General features: G+C 67.1%; 24 protein-coding genes and 1 pseudogene. 9 read left to right on the forward strand and 16 right to left on the reverse strand.

The window, feature by feature from the left end:
- The first annotated feature begins 31 nt into the window (after positions 1-31).
- Together D2V04_RS15920 and D2V04_RS15925 are read left to right on the forward strand one after the other, a co-directional pair.
- Positions 32-2,155, forward strand: a complete 2,124-nt coding sequence (locus tag D2V04_RS15920) for a S9 family peptidase (RefSeq protein ID WP_119514686.1) — start codon at positions 32-34, stop codon at positions 2,153-2,155.
- The gene (locus D2V04_RS15925) at positions 2,152-2,550 is read left to right on the forward strand and encodes an acyl-CoA thioesterase (protein ID WP_182849793.1); all 399 of its coding nucleotides are present in this window, start codon (positions 2,152-2,154) and stop codon (positions 2,548-2,550) included. The genes D2V04_RS15920 and D2V04_RS15925 overlap by 4 nt, the downstream gene beginning before the upstream one ends.
- Here the strand turns inward: D2V04_RS15925 and D2V04_RS15930 are convergent.
- The 8 genes from D2V04_RS15930 to D2V04_RS15965 all read right to left on the reverse strand — a co-directional run bounded on the left by D2V04_RS15930 (position 2,547) and on the right by D2V04_RS15965 (position 8,241).
- The gene (locus D2V04_RS15930; RefSeq protein ID WP_119514688.1) at positions 2,547-3,443 is read right to left on the reverse strand and encodes a S1/P1 nuclease; all 897 of its coding nucleotides are present in this window, start codon (positions 3,441-3,443) and stop codon (positions 2,547-2,549) included. The genes D2V04_RS15925 and D2V04_RS15930 overlap by 4 nt on opposite strands.
- A complete protein-coding gene (locus tag D2V04_RS15935; protein WP_119514689.1) occupies positions 3,404-4,069 on the reverse strand; it encodes a glutathione S-transferase family protein in 666 nt (221 codons plus the stop codon). Before D2V04_RS15935 ends, D2V04_RS15930 begins: the two co-directional genes overlap by 40 nt.
- 58 nt (positions 4,070-4,127) lie before the next feature.
- Positions 4,128-4,775: a ribosome biogenesis GTP-binding protein YihA/YsxC gene (yihA, locus tag D2V04_RS15940; RefSeq protein WP_119514690.1), complete on the reverse strand. Its 648-nt coding sequence runs from the start codon at positions 4,773-4,775 to the stop codon at positions 4,128-4,130.
- Positions 4,772-6,541 carry a membrane protein insertase YidC gene (gene yidC / locus D2V04_RS15945; RefSeq protein WP_119514691.1) on the reverse strand — a complete coding sequence of 590 codons (1,770 nt, stop codon included), beginning with the start codon at positions 6,539-6,541 and terminating at the stop codon, positions 4,772-4,774. The genes yihA and yidC overlap by 4 nt, the downstream gene beginning before the upstream one ends.
- A gap of 45 nt (positions 6,542-6,586) precedes the next feature.
- Positions 6,587-6,796, reverse strand: coding sequence for a membrane protein insertion efficiency factor YidD (yidD, locus tag D2V04_RS15950; protein WP_119514692.1), 210 nt, complete (start codon positions 6,794-6,796; stop codon positions 6,587-6,589).
- The gene (gene rnpA / locus D2V04_RS15955) at positions 6,793-7,161 is read right to left on the reverse strand and encodes a ribonuclease P protein component (protein ID WP_119514693.1); all 369 of its coding nucleotides are present in this window, start codon (positions 7,159-7,161) and stop codon (positions 6,793-6,795) included. The genes yidD and rnpA overlap by 4 nt, the downstream gene beginning before the upstream one ends.
- A 144-nt stretch (positions 7,162-7,305) precedes the next feature.
- On the reverse strand, positions 7,306-7,440 hold the full coding sequence (rpmH, locus tag D2V04_RS15960; RefSeq protein WP_119514694.1) for a 50S ribosomal protein L34: 135 nt from the start codon (positions 7,438-7,440) through the stop codon (positions 7,306-7,308).
- 78 nt (positions 7,441-7,518) lie between these two features.
- A complete protein-coding gene (locus D2V04_RS15965) occupies positions 7,519-8,241 on the reverse strand; it encodes an alpha/beta hydrolase (protein WP_182849794.1) in 723 nt (240 codons plus the stop codon).
- 182 nt (positions 8,242-8,423) lie between these two features.
- Between D2V04_RS15965 and D2V04_RS15970 the strand changes: the two are divergent.
- Positions 8,424-8,768: pseudogene (locus D2V04_RS15970) on the forward strand (magnesium chelatase subunit ChlI family protein); the annotation flags it as partial.
- A 104-nt stretch (positions 8,769-8,872) separates the two neighbouring features.
- A complete protein-coding gene (locus D2V04_RS15975) occupies positions 8,873-9,421 on the forward strand; it encodes a DUF305 domain-containing protein (protein ID WP_119514695.1) in 549 nt (182 codons plus the stop codon).
- Positions 9,422-9,451: 30 nt separating this feature from the next.
- Here the strand turns inward: D2V04_RS15975 and D2V04_RS15980 are convergent, their stop codons facing one another.
- Complete coding sequence (locus D2V04_RS15980; RefSeq protein WP_119514696.1) at positions 9,452-9,997, reverse strand: winged helix-turn-helix transcriptional regulator; 546 nt, start codon at positions 9,995-9,997, stop codon at positions 9,452-9,454.
- Between the two features lie 168 nt (positions 9,998-10,165).
- Here D2V04_RS15980 and D2V04_RS15985 point away from each other — a divergent pair, with 168 nt between their 5' ends.
- Positions 10,166-10,504, forward strand: coding sequence for a CC_3452 family protein (locus D2V04_RS15985; protein ID WP_119514697.1), 339 nt, complete (start codon positions 10,166-10,168; stop codon positions 10,502-10,504).
- Positions 10,505-10,574: 70 nt separating this feature from the next.
- Here D2V04_RS15985 and D2V04_RS15990 read toward each other — a convergent pair whose 3' ends face one another.
- The 3 genes from D2V04_RS15990 to galE all read right to left on the reverse strand — a co-directional run bounded on the left by D2V04_RS15990 (position 10,575) and on the right by galE (position 12,541).
- Positions 10,575-11,198: an HAD family hydrolase gene (locus D2V04_RS15990; RefSeq protein WP_119514698.1), complete on the reverse strand. Its 624-nt coding sequence runs from the start codon at positions 11,196-11,198 to the stop codon at positions 10,575-10,577.
- 72 nt (positions 11,199-11,270) lie between these two features.
- The gene (gene ykgO / locus D2V04_RS15995) at positions 11,271-11,396 is read right to left on the reverse strand and encodes a type B 50S ribosomal protein L36 (protein ID WP_029941846.1); all 126 of its coding nucleotides are present in this window, start codon (positions 11,394-11,396) and stop codon (positions 11,271-11,273) included.
- A 101-nt stretch (positions 11,397-11,497) separates the two neighbouring features.
- Positions 11,498-12,541, reverse strand: a complete 1,044-nt coding sequence (gene galE / locus D2V04_RS16000; protein ID WP_119514699.1) for a UDP-glucose 4-epimerase GalE — start codon at positions 12,539-12,541, stop codon at positions 11,498-11,500.
- Between the two features lie 111 nt (positions 12,542-12,652).
- Between galE and D2V04_RS16005 the strand changes: the two genes are divergently transcribed.
- The 3 genes from D2V04_RS16005 (at position 12,653) to D2V04_RS16015 (ending at position 15,132) form a co-directional block, all read left to right on the forward strand.
- Positions 12,653-13,273, forward strand: a complete 621-nt coding sequence (locus D2V04_RS16005; RefSeq protein WP_119514919.1) for a DUF4136 domain-containing protein — start codon at positions 12,653-12,655, stop codon at positions 13,271-13,273.
- A complete protein-coding gene (locus D2V04_RS16010) occupies positions 13,270-14,406 on the forward strand; it encodes a M14 family metallopeptidase (protein WP_119514700.1) in 1,137 nt (378 codons plus the stop codon). The genes D2V04_RS16005 and D2V04_RS16010 overlap by 4 nt, the downstream gene beginning before the upstream one ends.
- 120 nt (positions 14,407-14,526) lie before the next feature.
- Positions 14,527-15,132 (forward strand): outer membrane protein, encoded by a 606-nt coding sequence (locus D2V04_RS16015; RefSeq protein ID WP_119514701.1) that lies wholly within the window; start codon positions 14,527-14,529, stop codon positions 15,130-15,132.
- A 48-nt stretch (positions 15,133-15,180) separates the two neighbouring features.
- Here D2V04_RS16015 and D2V04_RS16020 read toward each other — a convergent pair whose 3' ends face one another.
- From D2V04_RS16020 to D2V04_RS16030, 3 genes are read right to left on the reverse strand one after another with little or no spacing between them, the layout of a single operon-like run.
- Positions 15,181-15,585, reverse strand: a complete 405-nt coding sequence (locus D2V04_RS16020) for a cytidine deaminase (RefSeq protein WP_119514702.1) — start codon at positions 15,583-15,585, stop codon at positions 15,181-15,183.
- A 29-nt stretch (positions 15,586-15,614) separates the two neighbouring features.
- Entirely contained in the window at positions 15,615-16,316 is a 702-nt protein-coding gene (locus D2V04_RS16025) for a glycoside hydrolase family 25 protein (RefSeq protein ID WP_119514703.1), read from the reverse strand.
- A gap of 10 nt (positions 16,317-16,326) precedes the next feature.
- The gene (locus D2V04_RS16030; protein ID WP_119514920.1) at positions 16,327-16,821 is read right to left on the reverse strand and encodes a UPF0262 family protein; all 495 of its coding nucleotides are present in this window, start codon (positions 16,819-16,821) and stop codon (positions 16,327-16,329) included.
- A 199-nt stretch (positions 16,822-17,020) separates the two neighbouring features.
- Between D2V04_RS16030 and D2V04_RS16035 the strand changes: the two genes are divergently transcribed.
- A complete protein-coding gene (locus tag D2V04_RS16035; protein ID WP_119514704.1) occupies positions 17,021-18,535 on the forward strand; it encodes a replicative DNA helicase in 1,515 nt (504 codons plus the stop codon).
- A 4-nt stretch (positions 18,536-18,539) separates the two neighbouring features.
- Here the strand turns inward: D2V04_RS16035 and D2V04_RS16040 are convergent, their stop codons facing one another.
- Complete coding sequence (locus D2V04_RS16040) at positions 18,540-19,049, reverse strand: hypothetical protein (protein ID WP_119514705.1); 510 nt, start codon at positions 19,047-19,049, stop codon at positions 18,540-18,542.
- Positions 19,050-19,082: the final 33 nt, after the last annotated feature.

The raw sequence follows: 19,082 nt of genomic DNA on the forward strand, positions 1-19,082 counted from the left end.
GGTCCTTTCGTGGCCCACATAGAGGCGCGGGATGGATCATGCCACCATCAAGCCGCCGATCGCGGCGAAGCGGCCCGTGAAAGCAACGTACCACGGGCTGGAGATTTCCGACGACTACGCCTGGCTGCGCGACGCGAGCTACCCGGTGGTCGACGATACCGAGGTTCTGGCGCACCTCGCCGCGGAGAACGCCTGGTTCGAAGCGCGGATGAAGCCCTACCGCCCGCTGGTCGACACGCTGTTCAAGGAGATGCGCGCGCGGATCAAGGAAGCGGACAAGTCGGTCCCGCAGAAGGACGGCGACTGGCTCTACTGGATCGAGTTCGAGGAAGGCGCCGAATACAAGAAATGGTGGCGCCGCCCGGTCGGCGCGCCCGACGACGGCAGCGCCGACCAGCTCATCCTCGACGAACCCGCGCTGGCCGAGGGCAAGGACTACTTCCGCGTCGGCGCGCTGTCGGTCAGCCAGGACGGCAGCAAGCTGGCCTATTCGATCGACGACAACGGCTCCGAACGCTTCACCGTGCGCATCAAGGACCTGACGACAGGCGAGATGCTGCCCGACGAGATTCCCGGCACGCTCTCCGCGCTGGTCTGGGTCGCGGGGGACAGGGGCATCGTCTACTCGCTCGCCAACGAGCAGTGGCGGACCGACAATGCGCGGCTCCACTGGCTTGGCAAGCCGCTCGAGGAGGACGTCGAGCTCTACCACGAGGACGACGAGGGCTTCCGCGTCGGCTCGACGCTCTCGGCGGACGACAAGTGGCTGATCGTCGGCACCAGCGACCACGAGACGAGCGAGGTCCGACTGATCCCGGCCGCCGATCCGCTCGCCGAGCCGCTGCTGGTCCGCGCGCGCCGCAAGGGCGTGGAATACGACGTCGACACGAACGGCGAGACGCTGTTCATCCACGCCAACGACACGCACGAGAACTTCCGCCTCGCGACCGCGCCGCTCGCCGAACCCTCCGACTGGACGACGCTGATCGAGGGTTCGGACGAATTCTACCTCACCGGCTTCGCGCTGTTCCGCGACTTCTACGTCGTCGAAGGGCGGCAGGCGGGCCTCGATACGATCGAGGTGCGATACTACGGCGACCCCGAGCGGGTGGAGCCGATCGCTTTCCCGGAGGAGAGCTACACCGCCGGGCTCGGCAACAATCCCGAGTTCGCGACCCACGCGCTGCGGCTGTCCTACGAGAGCATGGTCAGCCCCTCGACCGTTTACGACTACCATGTGGCGGAGCGGCGGCTCGAGACGCTGAAAGTGCAGGAGATCCCGTCCGGCTACGACGCGTCGCTCTACCGCACCGAGCGGATCGAGATCCCGGCGCGCGACGGTACGCCGATCCCGGTCTCGATCGTCTACCGCGCCGACCGCGCCAATAACTTGACGGAAGGCGCGGGGCCGCTGCACCTCTACGGCTACGGCGCCTACGGGATCGCCATTCCGCCGGGCTTTTCGACCACGCGGTTCAGCCTGGTCGACCGGGGCTTCGCTTATGCCATCGCGCATATCCGCGGCGGCGACGATCTGGGCCGCGCCTGGTACAAGGCCGGCAAGCTCGAACGGCGGGTCAACACGTTCACCGACTTCGTCGACGCGGCGAAGGGGCTGATCGCGCGCGGCTTTACCGCGGCCGGCCAGATCAGCATCTCGGGCGGTTCGGCCGGCGGCGAACTGATGGGCGCGGTGATCAATTCCGATCCCGAGCTCTGGGGCGCGGTGGTTGCCCACGTGCCGTTCGTCGACGTGCTCAACACCATGCTCGACGCAAGCCTGCCGCTGACGCCCGGCGAGTGGCCCGAATGGGGCAACCCGGTCGAAGACAAGGCGGCGTTCGAGCTGATCCGCAGCTACAGCCCCTACGAGAACGTGCGCGCGCAGGCCTATCCGCCGATGCTCGTGACCGCCGGGCTCAACGATCCGCGCGTGACTTACTGGGAGCCGGCCAAATGGGTCGCCCGGCTGCGCGAGCTCAAGACCGACGACAACGAGCTGTTGCTCAAGACCAACATGGGCGCGGGCCACGGCGGCAAGTCCGGGCGGTTCGAGAGCCTCGAGGAAACCGCCGAGGAGTTTGCGTTCATCCTGTGGCAGATGGGCATGGCGACCACGCCCTCGAGCAGCGAAGCGGCAGGACAGAGAACGTGAACTCCCGATTCCATCGCACTTTCACCGCCCGGCCCGAGCACATCGATGTCATGGGCCACGTCAACAACGCGGTCTGGGTGCAGTGGGTGCAGGATCTCGCCGGCGCGCACTGGGAAGCGGCCGCCGCGCCGGACCATGTGCGCGACTACGTCTGGGTCGTGACGCGGCACGAGATCGACTACCGCGGCAATATCTCCGAGGGCGAGAGCGCGACGGCGGAGACCTGGATCGAAGACGAACCGCGCGGTGCGACTTCGATCCGCCGGGTCGAGTTTCGCGATGCGGAGGGCAAGGTCATCGTCGCCGCCGCGACGACCTGGGCGATGCTCGACCGGGAGAGCGGCCGATTGGCGCGCGTGCGGCGGGAAATCGTGGCCCCGTTTCTGGGAGGCTAGGGCAACGCGCTCACCGCGCCAGGCGCGAAAGCCGCGTCCAGCAGGTCCGCGATCCGCAGCCCCGCTTGCGTCACCCGGCGCTCGACCACCGGGACGGCAGCGACGATGTCCTCCTGCGTCAGCGCCGTTTCATCAGGCAGATCACCCTCGCAGGGATCGCGGTCGAAGGCGTTGGGGTAGACGAAATCCCGCGCGATCTGCCAGCTCTCGCGGCCCCATTCGGCGGGGCCGCCGCCGGCGAGCGCTGCCTTCTCCTCTGCCGAATAGCGTCGCACCAGCGGCGGCTCGGCCGCGGTGATGGCGCGTTCGGCGAGCGCGGTGTCCCAGATCGAATGGAGGTTGAGGTCGGGCACGATGCCGTAATCGGTCACCCGGTCATTCCCGCCGCGGTCGTCCTTGTCGCCCGAATGGAGCGGCATGTGCACGTCGCCGGCGAAGTGCACCATGAACGCGAGCGCCTCCAGCCGCACGTTCGCGGGCAGGCTCTCGTCGGACAGTATGCGGAAATTGCGCTCGATCTGCGCGGTCACGCAGTTGCCGCCGGAACAGTGCTTCTTCGCGTCGTAAGCCTCGCACACCGGCGCGGTGCGATAGTGCCAGGCGAAGGTATAGGACCAGCGCCAGTAGGCGCCGCGGAGGCAATCCGGCCAGGTCGCGGCGTCGGCCAGATCGCTCATGCGGCACTCGGGCGTGCCGAGTTCCTTCTCGTGCGCGATCAGCCGTGCGATCGCGGCGCGGGTTTCCGGCCTGACGTTGGCGAGCGCGATCTGCGCAGTCGTCCGGTGGCCGAAATAGCCCCAGGCCTGGGCGGAGCCGGGAAGCAGCGCCGCGAGCAGCAGCGCCAGAGCGCCGATCAGGTGCGCGGCGCGGTTTCGTACTGCTCGATGACCCATCGTTCTTCTTCCGCGCCTTCGATCCAGGCCTGCATCCATTCGTGTTCCCACACCGCTTCCATGTAGGCCTGCGCGAAACCGGGTACGGCGACCCCGTAAGTGACGAAACGGCTGACGACCGGCGCGTAGAACACGTCCGCCGCGCCGAAAGTGCCGAACAGGAACGGCCCGCCCTTGCCGAAGCGTGCCCGCGCCTCGGCCCAGAGCTGGAGCACGCGCACGATGTCCGCCTTCGCCTCGTCGGTAATCCGCACGCCCTCGAACCGCTTGCGGACGTTCATCGGGCACTGGCTGCGCAGCGCCTGGTAGGAGCTGTGCATTTCGGCGACCATCGACAGCGCCATCCCGCGCGCGGTGTCGTCCTTCGGCCAGAAGCGCTCGCGCCCGACTTTGTCCGCGAGGTATTCGAGGATCGCGAAGCTGTCCCAGATGACGGTCTCGCCGTCCCACAGCACGGGCACTTTGCCGGAGGGCATGATCTCGCCCGATTCGCGCCGCACCGAAGCCCATTCCTCGCCGCCGATGTTGACGATCAGCTCCTCGAACGAGAGGCCCGACTGCTTGAGCGCGAGCCAGGCGCGCAGGCTCCAGCTCGAATAGTTCTTGTTGCCGATAATCAGCTTCATAGCATGCCTACTGCTTGTGCCGTGCCGGCCCTAAGGCGTCCCCCCGGACCTGTCGAGGCTATACCCGCGCGTCCTCCAGCACCGCCGCGCGCAGTTCGGCGATACCCATGCCCTTCTCGGAACTGGTGACGTGGAGCGTGGGGTGCGCGGCGGGGTGCTTGCGTGCCTCGTCGGCGGTCGCATCGCGCACCGCGGCAAGCTCGCTCGCCTTGACCTTGTCGGCCTTGGTCAGGACGAGGCGATAGCCCACGGCGGTCTCGTCGAGCATCTTCATCATCTCGCGGTCGACGTCCTTGAGGCCGTGCCGCGAATCGACCAGCACCAGCGTGCGGTGGAGCACGTCGCGGCCCTTGAGGTATGTCCGCACGAGCTGCCGCCAGCGCTCGACGACCTTCACCGGCGCTTTGGCGAAACCGTAGCCGGGCATGTCGACCAGCCGGAACAGCGTGGGATCGCCGACCTCGAAGAAGTTCAGCTCCTGCGTCCGGCCCGGCGTGACCGAGGTGCGCGCGATCGCCCGGCGGCCGGTGAGCGCGTTGAGCAACGAGCTCTTGCCCACGTTGCTGCGGCCGCAGAAGGCGATCTCCGGCACCGTCGGCTCGGGCAGGAACTTGAGCTGCGGCGCGGACAGCAGGAACTCGACCCGGCCGGAGAAGAGCCTGGCCGCGCGCTCCTCCAGCTCGGACGAGTCGGAAGGCTCGCTCACGCCTTGCCCTTCTGTTCGCTTTCAGCCGCCTTCTCGCGGTCGGCCTTGTCCTTCTCCGCCTGTGCCTTGAGCTGCGGATTCCTCGAATAGAGGTAGCTCTGCTGCGCCAGCGTCAGCAAGTTGTTGGTGATCCAGTAGAGCAGCAGGCCGGCCGCGAACGGCGCCATGACGAACATCAGCACCCACGGCATGATGCTGAAGATCTGCCGTTGCATCGGGTCCATCGCCGTCGGGTTGAGGCGGAAGGTGAGCCACATCGTGATGCCCAGCAACACCGCCAGCGGGCCGATCGCGATCAGGCCCGGCACGTCGAACGGAAGCATCCCGAAGAGGTTGAGGATGTGCGCCGGGTCGGGCGCGGAAAGATCCTCGATCCACAGCGCGAACGGCTTGTGACGCATCTCGATCGACAGCATCAGGACCTTGTAGAGCCCGAAGAAGATCGGAATCTGGAGCAGCAGGGGAAGGCACCCGGCGAGCGGATTGACGCCTTCGTCCTTGTACAGCTTCATGATCTCCTGCTGCTGCTTCTGCTTGTCGTCCTTGTGGCGCTCCTGGATCGCCTTCATCTTCGGCTGGACGGCCTTCATCGCCGCCATGCTGGCGAACTGCTTCTGCGCGATCGGGAACATCAGCAGACGCACGATCACGGTGAGCAGAATGATCGCCACGCCGAAATTGCCGGCCAGACCGTAGAGGTGCTTGAGCAGCCACAGGATCGGCCTCTCGATTATCCCGAAGTAACCCCAGTCGATCGCGTTGCCGAACCCCGGGATGCCCGCCTGCTCGTAGGCGTTGAGCACCTCATTGTCCTTCGCGCCGACGAACAGCCGCGTGGTCCGCGTGACCTGGCGCCCCGGAGCCACGCTGACCGGCTGGTAGGCCAGCGAGGCGCGATAGTGCTCGCCGCCGAGCGGGCGGAATTCGGCCTCGGGATTGCTTCCCGCCTCCGGCGCGAGCGCGGAAAGCCAGTAGATGTCGGTGAACCCGACCCAGCCGGCGCGACCCTCCGGCGTCAGCGGACCGTCTTCGTCGAGATCGTCGTAATCGGGGCCGAACTGCACGCCGTCGCCGAAATAGCCGATGGGCCCGGAATGGAGCGTCCAGGTGCTCTGGCTGGCGGTGCGGCTGGTGCGGTTGAGCAGCGCGAAGGGACGCACGATCACCGCACCGTCGCCGGTGTTGGCGACAGTCTGCTCGGCAGTGATCAGGTAATTGTCGTCGACCGTCAGCCGGACGGTGAAGAGCTGGCCCTCGCCGTTGTCCCAGCGCATGGTGACCGGGCTCTCCTGCGTCAGCGGCCCGCCTTCGACTTGCCACGCGGTCTGCGCATCGGGCACTTCGATGCCCTCGCCGATCCAGCCGAACTGCGCGAAGTGCTGTGCCGGCGTGCCCTGCGGCGAGAACAGGCGCACGGGCCCGCTATCGTCCTTCACCGATTCGCGCTGGCTCTTGAGCGTGACGTCGTCGATCCGCGCGCCCACCGGATTGATCGATCCGCCGATCTCGGGGGCGTCGATCGCAACCCGGCTCGGCGCTGCGAGCGAGGTCGCGAGATCCGCCCTCTCCTGCGCGATCTCGGCGGGGTCGGTCAGCCCGCCCTCGCGGGTGTGGCGCACTTTGGCCACCTCGGCCGGAGTATCGACCTTGCCCTCGACCGCGGTGCTCTCGGTCTGGGGGTAGAGCCAGCCCATTGCGGCGTCCCAGCCGAGAATCAGCAGGCCGCTCAGCAGGACGGCGAGCAGGAGGTTGCGCTGGTTTTGCAAGGCTTCGATCCCGTATTCTGACGTGGTCGGTGTATTATATAGGCACTACGGCACCGGATCATAGCCGTGCCCGCCCCATGGGTGGCAGCGCATTATACGCTTGAGCGCCATCCATCCACCCTTGATTGCCCCGTATTTGCCGAGGGCCTCGATTGCGTATTCGGAACAGCTCGGGGCGTAGCGGCAGGTCGGCGGCAGCACCCGCGAAGGGCCGAGCTGCCAGGCGCGGGCGACGAGGATCAGGATCCGCTTCACCTTGCGCGACTCCGGCGGCGGCGGGGCGCATCGCCCTTGCCCTCGGCGGCGCGGTGCAGCGCTTCGGCGAGCTCCGCCTGCAGCCGCGCGAAATCGCGCTCGACTCCGCCTTCGCGGCCGATCAGCACGTGATCGTGATCAGGCAGCCCGCCTTCGGGCAGCGCGGCGCGCAGCAGTTCGCGGAACCGGCGCTTCATCCGGTTGCGTACCACCGCGTTGCCGATCTTCTTGGTGACGGTGACTCCGAAGCGCTTGCCTCGCCCGCCGTTGGGATGGGCAAGCAGCACGAATCCCGGCCGCGCCACGCGCAGCCCCCGATTCGCCGCAAGGAAGTCGGCCCGCTTGCGGATCGTCCCGATGGTCATGGCCGGAGAGATAGGATCAAACGCGAACGATGGTAAGCACGCACGAAACGGGCTCCCGAAGGGAGCCCGCAAGGCCGACCGGCCGCTCGCAGCGCCGTAAGGCGCGAGGAGATCGCACGCCCGGATGGGCGTGCGGAAAACAAGTTACGCGCAGAGCGTCTTGCGGCCGCGCTTGCGGCGGGCGCGCAGCACCTTGCGGCCGCCCGGAGTCGCCTTGCGCGCGAAGAAGCCGTGACGGCGGGCGCGGACCAGATTGCTGGGCTGAAAAGTGCGCTTCATGATAACCTCTAGGTCGAAATAAAAAGGGCCGCCCCGCCGCTTTAGCCGAGGGAGGCGACCGCCTGCATCGCCGCGCGGTTAGGGCAGCGTGGCCGGCAAGTCAAGATAGGCGATGCGCGGTTGCGGCCGCGACACACGCGTTCCGACCCACCGGCGCATCTCCGCCGCATCGAGCCATCTGGCCGCTGCGAAAGGAGCCGCATTGGTCATCGCGTAGAATGCCCGCGCCTCCGCCTCATCCATGCCCATTTCGCGGTAATAGGCAAGATAGGGCTGATGGATGGCGGCGTCCGGCGCGAAATCCGCCGCCTCGCGCCCGTCCTCGTCGATCCAGGAATGGACCGCGAACTCGGCGCCCTCGTCAATATGCCGCGCGGTACCCGCGAGAAACAGCTCGACTGCGCCGGAACGGACCGAGCCGCCGCGCGGAACTTGCGTCGCCAGGCCGGCGGCGCGAATCAGACGGCCGAGCTTCAGGTTGGCGCGGTCGTCCTCGGTTCCCGGGCATTCGATCATTTCGAGCGTGGCGAGCGCGGGATGGTCGCGCAGCATGGCGGCGAACTGCGCCGGCGCCGCCGAATCGGTCACCCCGACCAATGCGGCGCGGCCGCTGTCGAGGACGCGGAACGGACCGTAGCTGGCGATGGCCTGCCGTTCGGCCGCGACCCGCGCCGGAACGAACCGGGTCGAACCGGTCTCGGCCGTTTGCTCGAGCACGACCATGGCGGCCGGCTCGCGCGCGTGCGCCGGCGCGGCCAAGGCGGCGAGGAGGCTTGCAAGGGCGAGGAACACCGTTCGCATCCTGCCGGTATGCGGCGGGCGGTCTTGCGCAAATCGGAAGCGACATGCTTGCCGCGCGATTTACCCTGTTCGCTCCATCTCCGACCATTCCCTCGCCCCCGTCTCGACAGCCGGGCCCATTCCGGCCACAACGCCCGCGGGGAACAGGGGGATTGCGCGTGGTCGCACTGGTGAGGACGGTGGTCAGCGCCGCCGACCTCGCGCTCCCGCCGCCGTCCGAAGGCTCGGCCGAAGTCGCGGCCCGCGTCGCCCGCGCCCGCGCCATCCAGACTGCACGGGCAAAAGAGACCGGCGCCCGCACCAATGCCGAGCTCGACGGCGACCCCCTCGAACGCTTCGCCACACCCGATGAGGCCGGACGCAAACTGCTGATGCAGGCCGCCGAAGCCATGCGGCTATCGGCGCGCGGCTACACCCGAATGCTGCGCGTCGCGCGAACCATCGCGGACCTGTCGGGCGCCGAGCAGATCGGCCGTATCCATATCGCCGAGGCCTTGTCTTACCGGCGCCAGCCGCCACGGGCTTAGCCGACCGCACCAGCGAAGGTGGGGCGGACACTCAGCTTCGAAACAACCTTCGGACGCGTTCGTTGACGGCTCACCATACATCAGATGGAGGCGGCGACGTGGAAATGCACAAGGAAGGCAAAATGGGCTGGGGCCGTTTCGGGGCGATGATCGCGACTTCGACCGTGATCATGTTCTTCCTCATGTACCACCTCGTTTACCGCGCGGACCATGCCATGTTCAGTGTGAACCGGCTCCTCTCAGCGTTGATCATGGGCGGGGTGATGGCTGCGGTGATGCTCGCCTTCATGTGGAAAATGTACACGCCGCAGGGAACGAAAATCGCGGTCCTTACGATCGGTCTGCTTGTTGCGGCCACGTTGTTGGCGCTCAATCGCGGCCAGACTCTTGTCGATGACACCCGCTTTATGAAGGCGATGATCCCCCACCATTCCATCGCAATCAACAATGCACGCAAGGCGGCGATAAGCGACCCGAGGGTGCGGAAGCTCGCCGACGAAATCATCGAGAGTCAGGTGAGGGAGATTGCCGAAATGAAGCTGCTGATCGAGGACATCGAGCAGAACGGCGAACGTGCGGCTACCCCTCTGCCGGCGCGTCCCGCCGAACTCACCCCAGACATGCTGCCGAGGATACGGGAAGCGGTTCGGTAGATCGATTGTTCGCGAACGGTTTTACCGGCGCTATTCTGCCGCCTGCACCCGGTCGCTATAGGCCAGATCGCCCCGTCCCAGCGGCTCGCCCGGTTTGGCGCGGGAGCCGTCCTCGCGCTGGCCGACGCGGTCGGGTTTGACGAGGCGGAGGTCTTGCGGGCCGAGGATGCGGCCGTCGTGGGAGAGGATCGAGGTCGGGCCGATCGGCAGGCGGTCGAAGGCGTCGACCAGGATCGGATCCTCGACCACTTCGGAGCCGTATTTCTGCCCCCACTGGCGCAGCGCGACCATGGCGGGGAGGAGATCGTAGCCCTTCTCGGTCAGGCGGTATTCGATCCTCCGGCGATCGTCGGGGCAGGGCTGCCGATCGAGGATGCCGTGCTCGACCAACTTGGCGAGGCGGTTGGAGAGAATGTTGCGGGCGATGCCGAGTTCGCTCAGGAACTCCTCGAAATGATGCAGGCCGTTGAAGCTCGCACGCAGGATCATGAAGCTCCAGCGTTCGCCCATCACTTCCAGCGCCTCGGGCAGACCGCAGGAGGTCAGTTCGCGTAGCGGTTCTCTAACTTCGCCCATCGCATCGTTCTCCCGGCGCCCTGTGTACCGCGAAGGCGCGCCGTCACAAAATTGAAACTAAGTTTTCTCTTGCAACTTAGTTTGCGAGTCGGTAGGTAGCGAATCGCAACTGGTTGCTAATCGAAACTCAACCGGTTTGAAAGCCCCTCGCGCAAAAGGACCAGATCGATGAATCTCTCCTCTCCCCTCCTCCGCAACGCCGGCACCGCCTCGCTGGCGCTTGTCTGCAGCGCGCTCACCCTCGGCGCCGGCCTGGCGCCCACGCCTGCCCACGCGAACGGCGCCGCGTTCTACACCGCCGAACTCGCCACACCCGCAGCCGAGCGGACCAACATCATCAGCGGCGTCGCCTGGCAGTGCGAAGGCACGAACTGCGCCGCAGCCAAGAGCAACTCGCGCGCCGTCGTCGTCTGCCAGCGCGTCGCCCGCGAGCTCGGCGAAGTGACCGGCTTCACCGCCAAGGGCGAAGCGCTCGACGTTGAAGACCTCGCCCGCTGCAACAAGTAATCCTCCACCCCGTCCTCTCCATCACAGGGTGGTAACTGCAAGGGCCTCCGGCACGCGCCGGGGGCCTTTTTCAGATCAGGCCGCGTGCCGCAAGGTCACGCTCGAGCGTTCCGGCATCGGTGAAGTGGTGGACCTGCCAGCCCAGCGCCGCGGCCGCATCGACGTTGGCGCGGTTGTCGTCGATGAACAGCATGCGTTCCGGGGCATGGCCGAATCGCTCCGCCGCGAGCGCGAAAATCGCAGCGTCCGGCTTGGCGATCCGCTCGTCGCCCGAAACCACGATATCGGCGAACCGGTCTAGCAGGGCTTCGGTAGGGCGAAACTGCGCCCAGAAGTCGGCGCCGAAGTTGGTGATTGCGAACAGAGGCACGCCGCGCTCGGCCAGCCGCTCGACCAGTGCGTCGGTACCGGGGACGCGGCCGGGAATCGTCTCGAGGAAGCGCGTGGCATAGGCATCGAGCAAGGCGGCATGCTTGGGGAACTCGGCCTTCCGCTCCGGCACCATTTCCGCCAGCGGGCGGCCGCCGTCGTGCTGGAAGTGCCATTCCTCGGTCACGACGTTGGCGAGGAACCAGTCGAGCTCCTCGGCATCCTCGATCAGCTTACCGAACAGCGCGCGCAGATCCCACTGGATCAGCACGCGGCCGACGTCGAAAACGACGGCGTCGATCTGGTTCGTCTGCCTATCGGACATGCAAAAAGCCCCCGCTTTCGCGGAGGCCTCTCGCTCCATCGCGGCCGCGAACGAATCGCGGCGCGGCCGACATCAGCCCTGGCGGGCCTTGAAGCGGCGGTTGGTCTTGTTGATCACGTAGGTGCGCCCGCGGCGGCGAATGACGCGGCAATCGCGGTGGCGGTCCTTGAGCGACTTGAGGCTGTTGCGGATCTTCATTGGTCTTTCCCGGGAAATGAAATCGGCACCGGAGATCGTCCCCCGATGCCGGAAAATCAAGCCGCGCGCCTAAGGGCGGCAGGCGGCAAAGTCAAGCGCGCTCAGGCCGCGGGCATGACGCGTAGCGGCGCGGCATCGGAGCTTTCGCGATGCACTTCGTCCAGCATCCGCTCCCACTGCAGCGCATGGAACACGATCTGTTCGAGATCGGCATACTTGGGCTCCCACGCCAGCGTGGCGCGGATCAGCGACGGGTCGGAGACCAGCGCCCCCGGATCGCCCGCACGGCGGGGGCCGAAGCGACGCTCGATCCTGCCGCCGGTGACCCTATCGACCGCATCGAGCACTTCGAGCACCGAGAAGCCGCGGCCATAGCCGCAGTTCATCGCCAGCGAACGTCCGGGCTGCGCAATCAGCGCCTCCAGCGCGAGCACGTGCGCCGCGGCAAGGTCGCTGACGTGGATGTAGTCCCGCACGCCGGTGCCGTCGGCGGTGGCGTAGTCGGTGCCGAACACGTCAACATGGCTGCGTTTGCCGGTGGCCGCCTCACAGGCGACCTTGAGCAGGTGCGTCGCTCCGGCGGTCGACTGGCCGCTGCGCGCCTGCGGATCGGCGCCGGCCACGTTGAAATAGCGCAGCGCGCAGTAGTTGATCGGGTGCGCGGCGGCGACGTCGGCCAGCATGCGTTCGGTCATCAGCTTCGACCAGCCGTAGGGGTTGATCGGGTTCTGCGGCGTCGCCTCGGTGACCGGCGAGACCTCGGGCATGCCGTAGGTCGCCGCGGTGCTGGAGAAGATCATATGCGGCACGCCCGCCGCAACCGCTGCGGCGATCAGCGCGCGGCTCTTCGCAGTGTTGTTGTCGTAGTACTTGAGCGGATCGGTGACCGATTCGGGCACCACGACCGATCCGGCGAAGTGCATGACGGCCCGGGTACCCTGCTCCGCGAAGATGCACGCCACCAGCGCACCGTCGGCTACGTCGCCGTGGTAGAACGGCACCGACGGGGGCACGGCGAAGCGAAACCCCGTCGAAAGGTTGTCGATCACTGCGACCGGCCAGCCGGCGTCGAGCAGCGCCAGCACAGCATGGCTGCCGATATAGCCGGCGCCGCCGGTCACCAGGACGGGGGGCTTGGATTCCATGGAGCCGTGCTAGGCCATGCAAGGTAAACGAACCGTTTGCTTCTGCCGCGCGCCGGGCACAGATGGGCGCATCCGCGCGTTGATGGCGCGACCGATGAAGGAGCCCCGCCGATGAGAACCCTTCCCGCCGCGATCGCCGCCGCTGCCGCGCTGGCGACCCTTTCCGCATGCACCACCCCAGCCGTCACCAGTCCGGTCGAAGTGACCCGCTTCCTCGACCCCACCGCGCAGACGCGGCTCGGGCAGGGTACGATCTTCGTCGAGAGCGCCCCGGGAGCGGAGAGCGATTCGCTCGCACTCGCTCCGTACAAGCAGGCGATCGCCCGCGAGCTGGAGGAGATCGGCTACCGCGAAGCCTCGCGCGCCGCGGCAACGCAAGTGGCGCAAGTGCGCGTCGAGCGCTTCGTCTCCGGCCGTAACGGGCGCGAACGCTCCCCCGTCAACGTCGGCGTGGGCGGGTCGACCGGCAGCTACGGCTCGGGCGTCGGGCTCGGAGTTGGCATCAACCTCGGCGGGGGCGGACCGCGCGAGATGCTCGACACACGGATCGGCGTAATGATAAAAGACAAGGAAAGCGGCGCGACACTTTGGGAAGGCCGTGCGCAATTTTCGGTAAGTGACAATTCACCATATGCCGATACCACTGCCAACGCCTCGGCCATCGCCGATGCGCTGTTTCGGGGCTTCCCGGGCAACAATGGCGAAACGATAGAAGTAAGGGTTAGCGAGTGAACGATATCCGGATCGACAGCAATTTCGACAGCGGCAACATCGAGGTGCTGTCGGTCAGCGGCGCCGAGGCCACCCTGGCGATCCGCCAGGACCACTTGTCCGAGTTCAAGCAATGGTTCCACTTCCGCGCCAGCGGAGCGGCGGGACGAGAGCTGGTGCTGAAGATCACCGGGCTCGAAGGCTCGGCCTATCCGCTCGGCTGGCCCGGCTACAACTGCCGGGTGAGCGAAGACCGCGATTACTGGGCGACCGCCTCGACCAGCTACGACAAGCAGGCCGATGGCGGCACGCTGACCGTGCGCTATGCGCCGGCGAGCGACATCGCCTGGTTCGCCTATTTCGCGCCCTACTCGATGGAGCGACACCACGACCTCGTCGCCGAATGCGCGGTGAGCGAGGGCGTCTCCCACCGCTGCCTCGGCAGCAGCCTCGACGGGCAGCCGATCGACTGCCTCGAGATGGGCGATGGCGACAAGCAGGTCTGGCTCTACGCGCGCCAGCACCCCGGCGAAACGCAGGCCGAGTGGTGGATGGAAGGCGCGCTCGAACGCCTGACCGACCCCGCCGACCCGGTCGCCCGTGCGCTGCGCGCCCGCTGCCGCTTCCACGTGGTGCCCAACAGCAATCCCGACGGATCGCGCCGCGGCCATCTGCGGACCAATGCCAAGGGCGTGAACCTCAACCGCGAGTGGGACAACCCGACCGTGGAGAACTCGCCCGAAGTGCTCGCCATCCGCAATGCGATGGATGAGACCGGCGTCGATTTCGCAATGGACGTGCATGGCGATGAGGCGATTCCCGCCGTGTTCGTCGCCGGCTACGAAGGCATTCCGGACCTGACCGACGAGCATCTCGCCGGTTTCACCCGCTACCGCGCGATCCTCGAACGCCGTACGCCCGATTTCCAGACCGAGAAGGGCTACGCCGTCTCCAAGCCGGGCCAGGCGAACATGAGCATGAGCACGACCCAGGTCGCGCACCGCTTCGGCTGCACCGCGATGACGCTGGAGATGCCGTACAAAGACAACGACGACATGCCCGATCCGGATCAGAACTGGTCGCCCGAGCGGTGCAAGCAACTGGGCCGCGATTGCCTGGGCGCTCTGCTGGAGTGGCTCGAGGGCGCCGACTGACCGGAACGCGGCGGCGATCCGTCGCACCGCCCGCTCGTGCCATCCGCTGGTTCATGCCCGGGCAAGATGCGCGGGCTGAACCGGCGAGCGTGCATGTCAACGCACGCGAAAGGACAAGCAATGAAAAGAGTTTTTGCCCTGGCCGCCCTCGGGGCAGGCTTCGTCGCCGCGCCCGCCATGGCGCAGGACAATGCCGCCCCTGGCGGTCTCTATGTCGGCGCCATCGCTGGCTACGAGGGGATCGAAGTCGAATCGGCCGACAACTCGGTCAGCGCCGACGCCGACTCGGCGGTTTACGGCATCACTGCCGGTTACGACCTCAGCCTCGGCAGCGCCTTCGTCGGAGTCGAGGGCGAGCTTTCGACCAGCGGCGGTTCGACGACTTTCCCCGATAGCTTCTCGGGCGCGCGAGACGGACTGGACGCCGACGGTCAGTACTACATCGGCGCGCGCGCCGGCGTCGCGCTGACGCCGGGCATCGCCGCTTACGGCAAGATCGGCTACACCTCGCTCGATACCAAGGCCTTCACCTCCTCGGGTTCGCTCGAGGAGCTCGACGACAATGCCGGCGGCCTGCGCTTCGGCGGCGGCGTCCAGGTGCAGTTGCCCGGCCCGTTCGAAGGACGCCTCGAATATCGCCGCTCGCGCTACAAGGACATTGCCGACGGCACCTACGGCGACGCCACGACCGATCAGGCCGTGGCGAGCCTCGGGGTCCGCTTCTGACGCAAACGAGAGGCCGTCCGGCAACGGGCGGCCTCCTCCTGCTCGAAGCTAGTTCAGGCTCGCCGGCCCGAATGCGTCGGGCAGGAGCGCGCTAAGCCTGGTCCGGCGCACATCATTCGGGCCGACGCAGAGCACCTCCGGGTCGGTGCCGCCAAGCGCGGCAAGTTCGTTGAGAACCTGCCGGCAGCGCCCGCAGGGAGTGAGCGGTTCGCGGCCCGGCCCGGTCACCGCCACCGCCTCCAGCCCCCCGCGCACACCGTCCGCCATTGCCTTCGCCACCGCGACCGTCTCCGCGCAAAGCGCGAGGCCGTAGCTGGCGTTCTCGATATTCGCCCCCGTCACCACGCTGCCGTCGGCAAAACGAAGCGCGGCTCCCACCGGGAACTGCGAATAGGGCGCATAGGCTTTATCAGCCGCGGCGCGGGCGGCGGCGATGAGGTCGTCGTCGGTCATTGTCATTCCGAGATCCTACGGAGAAAACGTCAAGGCTGCACCACCACCCAGCGCAGGGGCCCTTCGGCAGCTTCGGTCTGCAGCGAAGTGCTGGCGGTCCACAGCAGCCACGGCCGGCCGGCATATTCGGGCGGGAAGCGGGTGCGGGTGAGCCAGAGGTGGCGTTCGAGCATGCCCGCCAGATGATAGCGTTCCTCGAAACCCGGATCGACCTTGAGGATCACCGCCTTGCCCGCGTGCATCTCGATCTGGTTGATCAGCGTCATCAATTCGCTCTCGACCGCAGCATCGCCGACGCGCTCGCTGCACTCCTGCGCGATGCGCGACAGCTCGATCGCCGGCGGCAAAAGCGCCGGATCGCGCGGGACCATGGTGACGAAGTTGGCCGACTGCCCGTCCGCCATGGTGCAGGGGTCGAATCGATGGACTGCCCCGACCTGCAGCCCCGCCGCGCGCGCTTCGGCGAGTTGGTTCCCGAAGTGCAGGTTCCGGCCCTTGGCGCCGTCGCTCGCGTCGATATAGACGAAGCTTGCGCCGAGCGCGCGCAAGGTGCGGAAATTGACCGCGCCGTCGGCCGGGCCGATCCGCGCGCCCTGATCGGGAAACGCGGTCTCGTCGGGCCGCCAGCGCTGCAGGTCCCACCACAGCCATGCGCCGCCCGCCAGCGCGGCGAGCAGCAGTAGCCCGAGCGCGCGCGTGCGCCATCCGATTCGTCTCGCCTTGCGTGCCATTGGCCCCCCGTCACCCCTTGATATGGAGGACGCAGATCAAGGTAAACAGCCGCCGTGCGGTGGGGAAATCGGTTTCGACTTTGCCGTCGAGCCGCTCGAGCAGCAGCTCGGCCGCGTTGTTGTGGATGCCACGGCGGGCCATGTCGATCGTTTCGATCTCCGCCGGGGTCGCCTTGCGGATCGCCTGGTAATAACTGTCGCAGATCGCGAAATACTCGCGAATCGGCCGCCGGAAACGGGCGAGGCCGAGAACGATCGTCTCCACCGGCGCTTCCGCCATGTCGCGAATGTCCAGCGCAAGCCGCCCGTCGTGCACTGCAAGGTTGAGGCGCCAGGGCCCTTCGTGGCCCCGCTCCACCGCGCGCAGCGGCTTGAACGTGTTTTCCTCGATCAGATCGTAGATCGCGACCCGCCGTTCCTGCTCGACATCGGCGTTGCGCCACAGGATCGTGTCCTGATCGAGCGCGATGTGGGCGATGCGCCAGGGATTGTCGGGAGCGGGCATGATCCCTCGCGCTTTCGCAGATGCGAAGGGGCCGGGGCAAGCATCGAATATGACGACCGGAAATATATCCGGCGGTGGCAGCGGCATAAAGGATTCGCGAGAACCCGGCGCCTTTGCGAGCGTCATCCCCACTATCCACAAGCGGCGTTGGTACCGCTGCACTTGCCATCGCTGCGCAGCCCTGCGCACAAGGCCGCCGATGGCCGAACAAGACCTCCTGACCCGCCCCGAATCGGATACCGCGCAAGGGCGCGCGCTGCCCGCCAATATCGAGGCGGAGGCGGCATTCCTCGGTGCGGTGCTGATCGACAACCGGGTGATCGAGGAACTCCCCGTCGCGGTCCGGCCCGAGCATTTCTTCGAGCCCGTCCACCAGCGGATCTACGAGCGCGTGCTGACGCTGCTCGACCGCAACGCGGTGGTCACGCCGGTGACGCTCAAGCCCTATTTCGAGGCTGACGAGGCGCTCAAGGAACTGGGCGGGATCACCTATCTCGCGCAGCTCACCGCGGACGGGCAGGGCCTGCTTGCCCCGCGCGAACTGGCCCAGCAGATCTACGACCTGGCGCTGCTACGCGAGCTGGTCAGCGTCGGCCGCACATTGGTCGAAGGGGCGCTCGACACGAGCGAGGACGTCGCCCCGATGGACCGCATCGCACAGGCCGAGGCCGACCTGTTCCGCGTCGCCGAAGGCGCCTCGAGCACGAGCGAGGCGTCGAGCTTCGGCATGGCGACCAACAAGGCGCTAGGCATGATCGAACTGGCGATCAATTCCGGCGGCCACATCTCGGGCAAGACGACCGGCTTCACTTCGGTCAACGACAAGTGCGGCGGCCTCCACAATTCGGACCTCATCATCCTCGCCGGCCGTCCGGGCATGGGCAAGTCGTCGCTGGCAACCAACATCGCCTTCAACTGCGCCGACCGCCTGCTGCGCGACCGGCGCGACCAGATCGAGGAGGGCAAGTCGGTCGGCGCCGGCGTGGCGCTGTTCAGCCTGGAAATGAGCGCCGACCAGCTCGCCACCCGTATCCTGGCGGAGCAGGCCGGGATCAGCTCAGAAGCGCTCCGCATGGGCAAGATCAGCCGCGACGAGTTCCAGAAGCTGAGCTTCGCCAGCCAGCGCCTCGCCGAGCTGCCGCTATTCATCGACGACACGCCCGCCCTCACCATCGCCGCGCTGCGGACCCGCGCGCGGCGGCTGAAGCGCAAGCACGACATCGGCCTGGTGGTCGTCGACTATCTGCAGCTCCTGCAAGGCAGCGGGCGCGCCAGCGACAACCGCGTGAACGAGATCTCCGAGATCAGCCGCGGCCTCAAGACGCTGGCCAAGGAGCTCGACCTGCCGGTGATCGCCCTCTCGCAGCTCAGCCGTGCGGTCGAGCAGCGCGACGACAAGCGGCCGATGCTCTCCGACCTGCGCGAATCGGGCTCGATCGAGCAGGACGCGGACATGGTCTGGTTCATCTACCGCGAGGACTACTACGTCGCCGCGCGCGAACCGAAACGTCCGGTGGAGAGCGATGATGCCAAGACGCACGAGGCGCACAGCGCATGGGCGGCGGAAATGGAGCGCGTCTTCGGCCTCGCCGAGCTGATCGTCGCCAAGCAGCGCCACGGCGCGACCGGCAAAGTGCGGCTGCGCTTCGAACCGCGCATCACGCGCTTCTCGGACCTGGCCGAGGAAGACCGGCGCACCGGCGAATACGACTAGGGCTTCACGGCCCGCATTCGAACAAGCCCTCGATCACCCGCTTCGCCTCGCCAGGACCGGTGAAAGTCAGCGTCGCGGGATAGATCGGTGATTCCATCGCCGCCTGCGGCTCTTCGGCGATCGGCGCCTCACCTGTCCTGGCGATCGTCAACGTCAGCCCCTGGCCGCCGAAGCGCGCGCCATCCGCCATCGCGTCGTAGCCGCCCCGACCCTCCATCTCGAGCCGCTGTACCGAGCCGCCATATTTCACGGCGGCCACTGCGCCGACTTCGTCGAGCACATTGCCACGCCCGAGGAAGATCGGCACTTGCCCGTCGCTGCGGCGGAACGCGCAGGCGAGTTCGCCCTCGAGCCGGGCAGCACGAATATCGTCCTCGCCCAGCTCTTCCAGCGTCGCCGACGGTTCGACGGCCGGCATGGCAGACGGCTCAGCAACGTCCGGCTCCCGAGTCGGTTCACCGGCGTCGCCGCAGGCTGCCAGCACAAGGGCCGCGCCGAGGATCGCAATTCGCATGGAGTTCTCCTTCGGCCACCAACGCGCGGGACG

It is taken from the genome of Pelagerythrobacter aerophilus, from assembly GCF_003581645.1.
GTDB classification, from domain to species: Bacteria; Pseudomonadota; Alphaproteobacteria; order Sphingomonadales; family Sphingomonadaceae; genus Pelagerythrobacter; species Pelagerythrobacter aerophilus.